This is a genomic window from Pseudomonas sp. MBLB4136 (genome assembly GCF_051904765.1).
GTDB lineage: Bacteria > Pseudomonadota > Gammaproteobacteria > Pseudomonadales > Pseudomonadaceae > Aquipseudomonas.
In genome coordinates, this window is the sequence record NZ_CP196713.1 from 3,949,158 (window position 1) to 3,961,937 (window position 12,780).

14 protein-coding genes are annotated in these 12,780 nt (G+C 67.1%); 5 read left to right on the top strand and 9 right to left on the bottom strand.

All coding sequences use genetic code 11. The features are described 5' to 3' along the window. Positions 1–38: 38 nt before the first annotated feature. The 5 genes from ACSX1D_RS18015 (at position 39) to lipA (ending at position 4,518) form a co-directional block, all read left to right on the top strand. Positions 39–647 (top strand): LPS-assembly lipoprotein LptE, encoded by a 609-nt coding sequence (locus tag ACSX1D_RS18015; protein WP_439859813.1) that lies wholly within the window; start codon positions 39–41, stop codon positions 645–647. Positions 648–690: 43 nt separating this feature from the next. Continuing rightward, on the top strand, positions 691–1,737 hold the full coding sequence (gene holA / locus ACSX1D_RS18020; protein ID WP_439859814.1) for a DNA polymerase III subunit delta: 1,047 nt from the start codon (positions 691–693) through the stop codon (positions 1,735–1,737). Positions 1,738–1,823: 86 nt separating this feature from the next. Then, the gene (arfA, locus tag ACSX1D_RS18025) at positions 1,824–1,982 is read left to right on the top strand and encodes an alternative ribosome rescue factor ArfA (protein WP_439859815.1); all 159 of its coding nucleotides are present in this window, start codon (positions 1,824–1,826) and stop codon (positions 1,980–1,982) included. Between the two features lie 72 nt (positions 1,983–2,054). Further along, positions 2,055–3,335, top strand: a complete 1,281-nt coding sequence (locus ACSX1D_RS18030; protein WP_439859816.1) for a lytic murein transglycosylase — start codon at positions 2,055–2,057, stop codon at positions 3,333–3,335. Between the two features lie 130 nt (positions 3,336–3,465). Continuing rightward, the gene (gene lipA / locus ACSX1D_RS18035) at positions 3,466–4,518 is read left to right on the top strand and encodes a lipoyl synthase (RefSeq protein ID WP_439859817.1); all 1,053 of its coding nucleotides are present in this window, start codon (positions 3,466–3,468) and stop codon (positions 4,516–4,518) included. An 85-nt stretch (positions 4,519–4,603) separates the two neighbouring features. On the opposite strand, the gene lipB is transcribed toward lipA, so the two are convergent. The 9 genes from lipB to rsfS form a co-directional block, all read right to left on the bottom strand. Next, positions 4,604–5,233 (bottom strand): lipoyl(octanoyl) transferase LipB, encoded by a 630-nt coding sequence (gene lipB, locus ACSX1D_RS18040; RefSeq protein WP_439859818.1) that lies wholly within the window; start codon positions 5,231–5,233, stop codon positions 4,604–4,606. Then, positions 5,233–5,511 carry a DUF493 domain-containing protein gene (locus ACSX1D_RS18045; RefSeq protein WP_439859819.1) on the bottom strand — a complete coding sequence of 93 codons (279 nt, stop codon included), beginning with the start codon at positions 5,509–5,511 and terminating at the stop codon, positions 5,233–5,235. The genes lipB and ACSX1D_RS18045 overlap by 1 nt, the downstream gene beginning before the upstream one ends. Before the next feature lie 67 nt (positions 5,512–5,578). After that, a complete protein-coding gene (locus ACSX1D_RS18050) occupies positions 5,579–6,739 on the bottom strand; it encodes a D-alanyl-D-alanine carboxypeptidase family protein (protein ID WP_439859820.1) in 1,161 nt (386 codons plus the stop codon). A gap of 122 nt (positions 6,740–6,861) precedes the next feature. Next, positions 6,862–7,869, bottom strand: a complete 1,008-nt coding sequence (locus ACSX1D_RS18055; protein WP_439859821.1) for a septal ring lytic transglycosylase RlpA family protein — start codon at positions 7,867–7,869, stop codon at positions 6,862–6,864. Next, positions 7,866–8,876, bottom strand: a complete 1,011-nt coding sequence (mltB, locus tag ACSX1D_RS18060; RefSeq protein ID WP_439859822.1) for a lytic murein transglycosylase B — start codon at positions 8,874–8,876, stop codon at positions 7,866–7,868. Before mltB ends, ACSX1D_RS18055 begins: the two co-directional genes overlap by 4 nt. Positions 8,877–8,893: 17 nt before the next feature. Then, positions 8,894–9,997: a rod shape-determining protein RodA gene (rodA, locus tag ACSX1D_RS18065; protein ID WP_439862361.1), complete on the bottom strand. Its 1,104-nt coding sequence runs from the start codon at positions 9,995–9,997 to the stop codon at positions 8,894–8,896. Between the two features lie 38 nt (positions 9,998–10,035). Further along, a complete protein-coding gene (mrdA, locus tag ACSX1D_RS18070; RefSeq protein ID WP_439859823.1) occupies positions 10,036–11,925 on the bottom strand; it encodes a penicillin-binding protein 2 in 1,890 nt (629 codons plus the stop codon). 13 nt (positions 11,926–11,938) lie between these two features. Further along, positions 11,939–12,406 carry a 23S rRNA (pseudouridine(1915)-N(3))-methyltransferase RlmH gene (gene rlmH / locus ACSX1D_RS18075; RefSeq protein ID WP_090445204.1) on the bottom strand — a complete coding sequence of 156 codons (468 nt, stop codon included), beginning with the start codon at positions 12,404–12,406 and terminating at the stop codon, positions 11,939–11,941. Positions 12,407–12,418: 12 nt separating this feature from the next. Further along, positions 12,419–12,778, bottom strand: coding sequence for a ribosome silencing factor (gene rsfS / locus ACSX1D_RS18080; RefSeq protein WP_439862362.1), 360 nt, complete (start codon positions 12,776–12,778; stop codon positions 12,419–12,421). Between the last annotated feature and the right edge of the window lie 2 nt (positions 12,779–12,780).

The following is a 12,780-nucleotide window of genomic DNA, read 5'->3' on the forward strand; positions in this document are numbered from 1 at the left end:
GTGCGGCACGCCGGGACGCTCTACAAGGGGATACAAAGATGCTGAAAAGGAATCTGTTGGTAATCGGCCTGGCCGCGCTCCTGAGCGCCTGCGGCTTCCAGCTGCGCGGCACCGGCGACGTGCAGTTCGCCCTCAAGGAACTCGACGTCAGCGCGCGCAACGCCTACGGCGACACGCTCAAGCAGGTGCGCCAGGTACTCGAGAGCAACGACGTGCGGGTCTACCCCGGCGCGCCCTACCGCCTGGTACTGAGCAACGAGCGCGAGGACCAGCGTGCGGCCAGCTACACCAGCGCGGCGCGCAGCGCCGAATATGAGCTGACCACCACCCTCGACTACGAGATCCGCGGCAGCCGCAACCTGCTGCTGCTGAGCAACAGCCTGGAGGTGCAGAGCTTCTATGTGCAGGATGGCAATAACCTGATCGGTTCAGCCCAGGAAGCCGCACAGCTGCGCAACGAGATGCGCCGCGACCTGGTGCAGCAACTGGTACAGCGCCTGGAGCAGATCAGCCCGGCCCAGCTCGAGCAGCTGCAGCAGAGCGCCGAAGCCAAGGCCAAGGCGGAAGCCGAAGCCCTGGAGGCCGCCCGCCAGAGCCAGGCGGCGCAACCCCAGCAGTCGCCCGTATCGCTGCCGACCTACCCCTGATACGCCTGCGGGGCCGCACCGCCGGCCCCGCATCGCCCAGCCGATGAAACTCAACCCCGCACAACTCAGCAAGCATCTTCAGGGCAACCTGGCCCCGGTGTATGTGGTCAGTGGCGATGAAGCCCTGCTCTGCCAGGAAGCCTGCGACGCCATCCGCGCCGCGACCCGCCAGCAGGGTTTTGGCGAACGCCAGGTGTTCAACGCCGAAAGCAGTTTCGACTGGGGCAGCCTGCTGCAGGCCGGCGCCAGCCTGTCGCTGTTCGCCGAGAAGCGCCTGCTGGAATTGCGCATCCCCAACGGCAAGCCCGGCGACAAGGGCGCCGCCGCGCTGCTCGAGTACCTGGCACGGCCGGCCGAGGACACCGTGCTGCTGATCAGCCTGCCGAAGCTCGACGGCAGCACGCAGAAGACCAAGTGGGCCAAGGCCCTGATCGATGGTCCCCAGACCCAGTTCCTGCAGATCTGGCCGGTCGACGCCGCCCAGCTGCCGCAGTGGATTCGCCAGCGCCTGGCCCAGGCCGGCCTCAGCGCCAGCCAGGAAGCGCTGGACATGATCGCCGCGCGGGTGGAAGGCAACCTGCTGGCCGCTGCCCAGGAAATCGAGAAACTCAAGCTGCTCGCCGAGGGCGGCCAGATCGACGCCGACACCGTGCTCGCCGCCGTGGCCGACAGCGCCCGCTATGACGTGTTCGGCCTGATCGATGCGGCCCTCAACGGCGAGGCGGCCCACGCCCTGCGCATGCTCGAGGGCCTGCGCGGTGAAGGGGTCGAGCCACCGGTGATTCTCTGGGCCCTGGCCCGGGAGCTGCGCCTGCTCGCCACCATCGCCCAGCAGTACGCCCAGGGCATGCCACTGGACAAGGCCTTCAGCTCGGCGCGCCCGCCGGTCTGGGACAAGCGCCGGCCCCTGGTCAGCAAGGCCCTGCAGCGCCACTCCGCGGCACGCTGGGGCCAGCTGCTGCAGGACGCCCAGCGCATCGACGCACAGATCAAGGGCCAGGCCGCAGGCGACCCGTGGAACGGCCTGAGCCTGCTGACCCTGACGCTCTGCGGCCAGCGCCTGGGGCTGCCCGCAGACCCCGGCCGCTGACCGCCCGCCCCAAGACTGGACATCCCCCACACCCCACCCTCATCATCGGCGCGCCCGCACGCAGCGGGCCCCGCAGAGGACTGTCCATGAGCAGGAAAAGCAAGCATGGCCCGAACAAGGCCAAATCCCTAATCGCCCAGCCGCTGTTTCGCTGTCGCCAGGAAAAACCGCGCAAGGGCAAAGGCAGTTATCGCCGCGAAGCCTCCCAGCCAAACTGGGAGGCTTCGTTCGTTGTGGCCGCCTGAAAGCCCCGCCACAGCCCGCATGGCCGGCCATTCGTGCTAAGGTAAGCGCCTGCAAAACGCCCCGAGACCACCATGCCCTACCTGCTCCTTCGCGGCCTGAATCACACCGCCACGGCCTGCCTGCTTGTACTCCTGAGCGCCTGTGCCGAAGCCCCCGCACAACCCCTGGCCTCCTCTCCTGCAGCGGCAGTCACCTCTGCCATCGGCCCGAGCTCGACGGTCGCCGCCCCGCTGCTCAGCTTCGAGGAGTGGCGCAGCCTGCTGCGCAGCGATGCCATCGCCGCCGGCATAGATGCCGCCCTGTTCGACCGTGCCTTTGCCGGCGTCACCCCCGACCCCAAGGTCATCGCCGCCGACAGCAACCAGCCGGAGTTCAGCCGCCCGGTGTGGGAGTACCTGGATGGCGCCCTTTCGCCGCTTCGCGTGGCCCAGGGGCGTGTGCTCAAGGCCCAGCACCGGCCGACCCTGAAAGCCATTCGCAGCGCCTACGCCGTCGACCACGAGGTGTTGATCGCCATCTGGGGCATGGAAAGCAACTTCGGCAGCAACATCGGCAGCAACAACGTGATCCGCTCCCTGGCGACCCTGGCCTTCGACGGTCGCCGCCAGGCCTTCTGGCGCAGCCAGCTGCTGGCGGCCCTGCAGATACTGCAGGCCGGCGACAGCCCGTCGCAGAAGCTCGTGGGCTCCTGGGCGGGGGCCATGGGGCAGACCCAGTTCATGCCCACCACCTTCAATCAGTACGCGGTGGACTTCGATGGCGACGGTCGCCGCGACCTGTGGCACTCGACCGCCGATGCACTGGCCTCCGCCGCCCACTACCTGCACAACTCGGGCTGGGACAATGGCCAGCCCTGGGGATTCGAGGTGCGCCTGCCGAGTGATTTCGACTACGCCCTGGCCGACCCGGAAGTGCGCCGCAGCCTGGTGCAGTGGCGCGCCCTTGGCGTCAAGCCGGTCAACCCGGTCGATGCCCGCGAGGACAACCTGGCCAGCCTGTTCCTGCCTGCCGGGCACCGCGGCCCCGCGTTCCTGCTGCTGAACAACTTCCGCAGCATCCTCAAGTACAACAACTCCACCGCCTATGCGCTGGCGATCGGCCTGCTCTCGGACGCCCTCGATGGCCAGCCCGGCGTACAAGCCGCCTGGCCCCGCTCCGACCGCCAACTGGGACGCAGCGAGCGCGTCGAGCTGCAGGAGCGCCTGGCCAGCATCGGCCTGGAGCCGGGCCCGGCCGACGGCATCATCGGCGCCAACACGCGCAAGGCGGTGCGCGCCTACCAGCAGCGCCTCGGCCGGCCGGCCGATGGCTACCCGAGCTACGAGCTGCTGCAACAGCTGCGCAGCCACTGAAGCGATTCCCCCAGGCCGGCGGCGACCGCCGGCAGGCGACCGCCAGCTTGCAAAAAGGCCTTCTGTGATAGACTGCGCGGCGGCCACAAGCCTCTCGCCAATGGAGCCTCTACCGGAGTCCCGATTTCCGATGTCAGACACGTCCTCGCCCAAACCCGTTGCCAGCGGCGACAAATTCCGCACCGTTCAGGGCATCACCGCGATCAAGGATGGCCAGAAGCGCCGCGCCTCGGCCGAACCCCAGGTGTATGAACCCAAGCCCAAATGGCTGCGGGTTAAGGCCCCCGGCGGCAGCCGCTTCGAAGCGGTCAAGCGCAATGTCAGCGAGCATCGCCTGAGCACCGTTTGCCAGGAGTCGCACTGCCCGAACATGGGCGAGTGCTGGTCCAACGGCACCGCCACCATCATGCTGATGGGCTCGGTGTGCACCCGCGCCTGCCGCTTCTGCGCGGTGGATACCGGCAACCCGAACGGCTGGCTGGACCTGGAAGAACCGCAGAACACCGCCAAGTCGGTGGAACTGATGGCGCTGCGCTATATCGTGCTGACCTCGGTGGACCGTGACGACCTGGACGACGGTGGCGCCAGCCACTACGCCGCCTGCGTGCGCGCCATCAAGGAGCGCACGCCAGAGGTGGTAGTGGAGGCCCTGACTCCGGACTTCGACGGTGACCTGCTGGCCATCGAGCGGGTGGTGGATTCCGGCCTGCAGGTGTTCGCGCAGAACGTCGAGACGGTCAAGCGCCTGACCCATGTGGTGCGCGACCCGCGCGCCGGCTACGAGAAGACCCTGAACGCGCTGGCGCACGCCAAGCGCCACCGCCCGGATGTGCTGACCAAGACCAGCCTGATGCTGGGCCTGGGTGAAACCGATGAAGAAATCATCGAAACCATGGACGACCTGCGCGCCATCGGCGTGGACATCCTCACCCTCGGCCAGTATCTGCAGCCCACTCGCAACCACCTGCCGGTCAAGCGCTGGGTCAGTCCGGAAGAGTTCAATCGGTTCCGCGATATAGGCCTGGAGAAAGGCTTCATGGAGGTGGCGGCCGGTCCGCTGGTACGCTCCAGCTACCGGGCCGACAAGGTATTCGAGAAGAACAACCTGGGTCTGGCCGCACCGGTACCGGTGCCGGGCCAGGACGTCGCGCCGAGCCTCATCCCGACGCTCAACCTGAGCTAGGAGCGTCACCCAGGGCGGATGGTGCTGCTTTCATCCGCGGCGAGGACCGACACGGTGGGTGGATGGAACGCCATCCACCCGCTCCCTACGGGTTCGTGTAACCCAGCCGCCGGCGCAGCGCCTGCTCGAGACGCTGCGTCACCTCGTCGAACGAGGGCGGCGCATCGAGCAGATCCCGCAACTGCACCATTTTCAGCCCCGCATAGCCGCAGGGGTTGATCCGCCAGAACGGCGACATGTCCATATCCACATTGAGCGCCAGGCCGTGGAACGAGCAGCCGCGGCTGACCCTCAGCCCCAGCGAGGCGATCTTCTCGCCGTTGACATACACGCCAGGCGCATCGGCCTTGGGCGCCGCTTCCACGTCATAGCCGGCGAGCACATCCACCAGGCTCTGCTCCATCGCCGTGACCAGCTCGCGCACACCCAGGTCCAGGCGGCGCAGGTCCAGCATCAGGTAGGCCACCAGCTGGCCCGGGCCGTGGTAGGTGACCTGCCCGCCGCGCTCCACCTGAATCACCGGAATGTCGCCCGGCGCCAACAGATGCTCGGGTTTGCCCGCCTGTCCCTGGGTGAACACCCGGGGGTGCTGCAGCAGCCAGATTTCGTCGGGCGTCAGTTCATCGCGTTCGGCCGTCAGCCGCCGCATCGCCTCGAGGGTCGGCAGGTAATCCACGACGCCGAGATGGCGTACGACGAGAGTGGCTGCCGCCACTACAGCACCATGTGCACGCAGCCGGTGGCCCGCAGGTCGACGTGGATCGCCTGCAACTGGTCCACGCTGGTGGCGGTGATCAGCACCTGCACCGAGAGGAAGCGGCCGTTGCGGCTGTCGCGCACCACCAGGGTCGAGGCATCCAGATCGGGAGCGTGGCGCTGCACCACTTCCACCACCAGGTCGGCGAAGCCCTCGCTGGCATCGCCGATCACCTTGATCGGGTAGCGCGGGCAGGGGAACTCGATTTTCGGAGCTTGAACGTCAGTATCGGTCATAGGATCAGCGGGCTTGTGACCCGTCCAAAGCAGGACGCCCCGGGTACAGGGGCGTCCTTGGGCTAAATCAGTTGAACAGTCCGTAGAAGAACAGGCGAATGCTATCCCACAGGCGGCGGAAGAGACCACCCTCGTCGACCGCTTCCAGGGCCACCAGGTCGGCGCTGTGCACCACCTCCTCGCCCAGTTTGACCTCGACCTTGCCGATCACGTCGCCCTGCTGGATCGGCGCGGTCAGCTGCGGGTCGAGGGTCATGCCGGCCTGCAGCTTGTCCAGCTGGCCCTTCGGCAGGGTCAGGGTCAGGTCGCTGGCCAGGCCGGCCTTGACCTGACGAGCGGCACCCTTCCACACCTGGGCCTGGGCCACTTCGGCGCCCTTCTGGTAGAAGGTGCGGGTCTCGAAGAAGCGGAAACCGTAGGTCAGCAGCTTCTGGGTCTCCGCGGCGCGGGCCTGTTCGCTGTTGGTGCCGAACACCACGGAGATCAGGCGCATGCCGTCACGCACCGCGGAAGACACCAGGCAGTAGCCGGCTTCTTCGGTGTGGCCGGTCTTCAGGCCGTCGACCGTCTTGTCGCGCCACAGCAGCAGGTTGCGATTGGGCTGCTTGATGCCGTTCCAGAGGAATTCCTTCTGCGCATAGATGGCGTAGTGCTGGGGGTCCTCGTAGATGATCGCCCGCGCCAGTCTGGCCATGTCCTTGGCCGAGGAGTAGTGCTCCGGGTCCGGCCAGCCGGTGGCGTTGCGGAACTGGCTGTTGTCCATGCCCAGACGCTCGGCGGTGGCGTTCATCATGTCGGCGAAGGCCTCTTCGCTGCCGGCGATATGCTCGGCGATCGCCACGCTGGCGTCGTTGCCGGACTGGATGATGATGCCGCGCAGCAGGTCGTCGACGGCGACCTCGTTGCCCACCTCGATAAACATCTTCGAGCCGCCCATGCGCCAGGCCTTCTCGCTGATGCGCACCATGTCGCTGCCCTTGATCTGGCCGCGGTTGATGTCCAGGGTCGCCAGGTAGGCGGTCATCAGTTTGGTCAGGCTGGCCGGGGGCAGGCGCTCGTCGGCGTTGTGCTCGATCAGCACGTTGCCGCTGGCGGCGTCCATCAGCACATAGGACTTGGCGGCCAGCTGCGGCGGCGCCGGAATCACCATCTGGCTGGCCCAGGCGGCCGGTGCGGTGAGCAGCAGTAGTGACAGGAAGATGCGTTGCGCAAAGCTGATGGTTTTCATCCGTCTCTCGAGGTTGCTAAGGGTGGAACAGGCCCGCGAGGGCAAAATTTTCGGTGTCGCGCCGGCCCTCGGGTCGGTCGCGACTCAGTGCTTAGTCAGGCCGGTGGGCAAATAGTGCCGCATCAATCCGCCCTGACCAGGGTCGGCTGGCCCAGATTGGCCAGGCGCACGCTGTCCTGCAGCTGCTCAGCCTCGCCCTGGCTGGCGATCGGGCCCAGGCGCACCCGGTGCAGGATCTGCTGGTTGCGCACCACTGAGCTGATGAACACCGGGGCAGCCACGGTATCGCTCAGCTTGGCCTTGAGTAGCTCCGCAGCGTCCGGATTGGCGAAGGCTCCCACCTGGAGATACAGGCCAGAGGCTCCGACTGAAGCGTTTTTTTTTGCGTCGATCTGCACGGGCAGGACAGCGGCGGCGTGCTGCTGCGGCGGCGGCGAATAGTGCTCGAGCGGCTCGGCCACCGGCTGGGCGATCACCTGGGGCTTGGCCGCCTGCTGCGGCGCCGCCAGCACCAGGGGCACTGGTCGGCCCTGCTGCGCCCACCACTCGTGCGGGTCGATGCCCTCGACCTTGACCCGTGCCGTGCCGCTCTCGGCGTAGCCGAGCTTCTTCGCCGCGGCGAAGGACAGGTCGATGATCCGGTCGGAGTAGAACGGACCGCGGTCGTTGACCCGCAGGATCACGCTGCGCTGGTTGTCCAGGTTGGTGACGCGCACGTAGCTGGGCAGCGGCAGGGTCTTGTGCGCCGCGGTCATGCCATACAGGTCGTAGGCCTCGCCGTTGGCGGTGGCCTGCCCGTGGAACTTGGTGCCGTACCAGGAGGCCGTGCCCACGGCGGTGTAGCGCCGGGCATCGCTGATCGGATAGTACTGTTTGCCGAACACCGTATAGGGGCTGGCCTTGACCGGACCGTAGTGCGGCATCGGCACCGCATCCTGGATGCGCGAGACGTCGACGTCCCACCAGGGCGCGCCGTCCTTGTGCGGACGGTTGTAGTCGCCCGGCCCGGAAATCGCCCCACCGGGCTTCACCGGCGCCACCGACTGCGGCGCACGGGTGCTGGTACAGCTGGCCAGCAGCAGCGCCAGGGCGCCATAAGCAGCGAGTTTCAGGGGCAGCGCTCGCATCATTGCGCCCCCCGGGCATCGGCCAGCAGCTCGGCCAGCTGGTTCACCGCCATGGCATACATGACGCTGCGGTTGTAGCGGGTGATGACGAAGAAGTTCGGCAGCCCCAGCCAGTATTCGGGGCCCTCGGCGCCGTCCAGGCGGAACGCGGTCACCGGAAGTTCGTCATCCAGTGCATCGGCGCTGGTCCAGCCGAGCCGGCGCAACTCGCCGACGTTGTGCAGCGGATCCAGCCCCGGGCTGAGCCCCTGTTCGACCTGCTCGCCCTCGACCCGGGCGGCACTGGCCACCGGCTCGCCGGGCTGCCAGCCGTGGCGCTTGAAGTAGCTGGCGACGCTGCCGATGGCGTCCACCGGATTGCTCCAGATGTTGATCCGGCCGTCGCCGTCGAAATCCACCGCGTAGGCGCGGAAGCTGCTCGGCATGAACTGCGGCAGGCCCATGGCCCCGGCGTAGGAGCCCTTGACGCCGAGCGGGTCGACCTGTTCCTCGCGTGCCAGCATGAGGAACTCGCGCAGCTCCTTGCGGAAGAAGGGCGCCCGCGGCGGGTAGTCGAAGGCCAGGGTCGACAGGGCATCGGCCACCCGGTAGCTGCCGGTGTTGCCACCGTAGAAAGTTTCCACGCCGATGATCGCCACTATCACCTGGGGCGGCACGCCATATTCCTGCTCGGCACGGGTCAGGGCCGCCTGGTGCTGTTTCCAGAACTCGACGCCGCGGGCCACGCGGGCCTCGGTGATGAAGATCGGCCGGTAGGCACTCCAGGGCTTGACCTTCTCCGCCGGGCGCGAGATGGCGTCGAGAATCGCCTGCTTGCGCTCCACCTGGGCGAACAGCTCGAGCAGCTGCTCGCCGGCGAAGCCATAGTCGCGAGTCATCTCGGCGACGAACTCGGCCACCTGCGGTGAGTTCTCGTACTCGGCGGCGAACGCCGGCTGAGCGAGTCCGAAAAGCCCGGCAAAGCCGAGCCAGGAAGCGTGCCGTGCAGCCCAGCCGCGCAGTATGTGCATGGAAATAGTCACCCCAATCAAACCTGAGCGATCCACTTACGATGGGTGTGGATCGACATCAAAATTCCAAATCCAGCCAGCAGCGTGATCAGCGAAGTGCCGCCGTAGCTGATGAACGGCAGCGGCACCCCCACCACCGGTAACAGGCCGCTGACCATGCCGATATTGACGAATACGTAGACGAAGAACGTCATCGTCAAGGCCCCGGCGAGGAGCTTACCGAACAGCGTCTGCGCTTGCACGGTAATCACCAGGCCGCGAGCGATCAACAACACATAGAGCAGCAGCAGCAGACAGACCCCGACCAGGCCGAACTCCTCGGCCAGCACGGCAATGATAAAGTCCGTGTGGCTTTCCGGCAAAAAGTCCAGATGGGACTGGGTGCCGAGCAGCCAGCCCTTGCCCCAGACCCCGCCCGAGCCGATCGCCGCCTTCGACTGGATGATGTTCCAGCCGCTGCCCAGCGGATCACTCTCCGGATTGAGGAAGGTCAGCACGCGCTGCTTCTGGTATTCGCGCAGCACGAAGAACCACATGGCCACCGCGATCGGCCCCAGGGCCGCCGCCGCGCCGATGATCCAGCGCCACTGCAGACCGGCCATGAACAGCACGAAGGCGCCCGAGGTGATCACCAGCAGCGAGGTGCCCAGGTCCGGCTGCAGCAGGATCAGCACGAACGGCACGAGGATCAGCGCCAGGCTGATGGCGATGTGTCGCAGGCTCGGCGGCAGGCTGCGCCCGGACAGGTACCAGGCGATGGTCGCCGGCATGATGATCTTCATGAACTCCGACGGCTGGAAGCGGATCACCCCGGGAATGTTGATCCAGCGGGTGGCGCCCATGGCGTTGTGGCCCATGACATCCACCACCACCAGCAGGCCGACCCCGCCGACGTAGGCCAGCGGCACCCAGCGCGCCATGAAACGCGGCTCGAGCTGGGCGACGATGAACATGCCGACCAGGCCGATGCCGAAGGAGCTGGCCTGCTTGATCAGCAGCTCGACATTCTTGCCGCTGGCCGAATAGAGGATGAACAGGCTGCCGGCCGCCAGGGTCAGCAGCAACAGCAGCAGGATGCCGTCGATGTGCAGGCGCTGCAGCAGGCTGGCGCGGCGACGCAGCACATCCTCGTTGGACAGGGTGCGGTCAAAACTGTTGTTCATAGCTGGCCCACCTTGGTGCCTGCAGGCTGTGCATATTCGGCCTTCAACTGGCCGCTGTCATCGAGCAGCCAGGCGTCCATCACCTGCTTGACCACCGGCGCCGCGACGCCCGAGCCCGACTCGCCGTTCTCCACCATCACCGCCACGGCGATCTGCGGATTCTCCACCGGGGCGAAGGCGACGAACAGGGCGTGGTCGCGATGGCGCTCCTGGACCTTGCTGCGGTCGTACTTCTCGCCCTGCTTGATCGCCACCACCTGGGCCGTGCCGCTCTTGCCGGCGATGCGGTAGACCGCGCTGTCGCCGACCTTCTTCGCCGTACCACGGGCGCCGTGCATCACCTGCACCATGCCGAAGTTGGCGTGATCCCAGGCCTTGGGGTCGCGCAGGACGATGTCCGGCATCGGCTCGCTGTCGACCGGCTGGTGCCCCTCGATGCTCTTGGCCAGATGCGGACGAATCCACTTGCCACGGTTGGCCATCAGGGTCACGGCCTGGGCCAGCTGCAGCGGCGTGGTCTGCATATAGCCCTGGCCGATGCCGAGGATCAGCGTCTCGCCGGGGTACCAGGGCTGACGGTAGCGCGCCCGCTTCCAGTCGCGCGACGGCATCAGCCCGGCCGTCTCCTCGAACATGTCCAGGGACACCCGCTGGCCCAGGCCGAAGCGCGTCATGTAGTCGTGCATGCGGTCGATGCCCATCTTGTGGGCCAGGTCGTAGAAGTAGGTGTCGTTGGAGCGGGCGATGGCCATCTCCATGCTCACCCAGCCGTCGCCGCTGCGGTTCCAGTTGCGGTACTTGTGCGTGTGCCCTGGCAACTGGTAGAAGCCCGGATCGAAGACCCGTGAGGTGGGCGTCACCACCCCGGCATCGAGGCCGGCCACCGCCATCATCGGCTTGATGGTCGAGCCCGGCGGATAGAGGCCACGCAAAACGCGGTTGTACAGGGGGCGGTCGATCGAGTCGCGCAGGTCGGCGTAGGCCTTGAAGCTGATGCCGGTGACGAACGGGTTGGGGTCGAAGCTCGGCTGGCTGACCATGGCCAGGACCTCGCCGCTGGCGGGCTGGATCGCCACCACGGCCCCGCGCCGGCCGCCCAGGGCCTCCTCGGCGGCCTTCTGCAGCTGGGCATCGAGGGTCAGCACGATGTCCTTGCCGGGCAGCGGGTCGGTGCGTTTGAGCACGCGCAACACGCGGCCGCGGGCATTGGTCTCGACCTCCTCGTAGCCCACCTCGCCGTGCAGCTGTTCCTCGTAGAAGCGCTCGATGCCGGTCTTGCCGATATGGTGGGTGCCGCTGTACGCCACCGGGTCGAGCTCCTTCAGTTCCTTCTCGTTGATCCGCCCGACATAGCCCACCGAATGGGCGAAGTGCTCGCCCAGCGGGTAATGGCGCACCAGGCGGGCCACCACTTCGACCCCGGGCAGGCGGAACTGGTTGATGGCGATCCGGGCGATCTGCTCCTCGGACAGCTCGAACAGCACCGGCACCGGCTCGAACGGCCGGCGCCCCTGGCGCACGCGCTTCTCGAACAGCGCCCGCTCGTCCTCGCCCAACGCCAGGACCTCGACTATCACATCCAGCACCCGCTCCCAGTCGCGGGCGCGCTCGCGGGTCAGGGTCAGGCTGAAGCTCGGCCGGTTGTCGGCGATGATCACCCCGTTGCGGTCGAAGATCAGCCCGCGGTTCGGCGGGATCGGCTGCACGTGGATGCGGTTGTTCTCCGCCAGGGTCGAGTGGTGCTCGTACTGCACCACCTGCAGGTAATACAGGCGGGCAACCAGCACCGCGGTGAGCAGCACCACCACCAGGGCACCGACGAACGCCCGCGCACGGATCAGGCGCGCGTCTTTTTCGTGGTCCTTGAGGCGGATCGGCTGCGGCATCAGTGACTGCTGGTTACTTGTGATAGGGGTGGCCGGACAACACCGTCCAGGCGCGATAGAGCTGCTCGCCGATGAGGATGCGCACCAGCGGGTGCGGCAGGGTCAGCGGCGATAGCGACCAGCGCTGCTCGCTGCGCGCCTGAACCTCGGGCGCCAGGCCTTCCGGCCCACCGACCATGAGGTTGACGGTGCGCGCATCCAGGCGCCACTTGTCCAGCTCGACGGCCAGCTGCTCGGTGCTCCACGGCCGCCCTTCGACCTCCAGGGTGACGATGCGTTCCCCCGGTTGCACCTTGGCCAGCATGGCTTCGCCTTCCTGGCGAATCATCCGCGCCACGTCGGCATTCTTGCCGCGCGTGGTCAGAGGAATCTCCACCAGTTCCAGGGCCAGCTCGGCGGGCATGCGCTTGGCGTACTCCTGCCAGCCGTCCTCGACCCAGCGCGGCATGCGCGAGCCGACGGCGATCAGTTTGATGCGCAACGCGGGCGGCCCTTATTCGTGATCCGCGCCATGCTGCGCACGGCTCTGCTCGGCGCCCTGCCACAGGCGCTCGAGGTCGTAGAACTGGCGCGCGGTCGGCAGCATGACGTGCACGACGATGTCGCCGAGGTCGAGCAGGGCCCACTCGCCGCTGTCCAGGCCTTCGCTGCCGAGCGGGCGCACGCCCTGCTCCTTGACCTTCTCCAGCACGTTGTCGACCAGCGACTTGACGTGACGGCTGGAGGTGCCGCTGGCGATCACCATGTAGTCGGTGATGCTGGTCTTCTCGCGCACATCGATGGTGGTGATGTCCTGGGCCTTGATGTCTTCCAGGGCGGCGATCGCCAGTTTGACCAGGTCTTCGCTGCGCATAA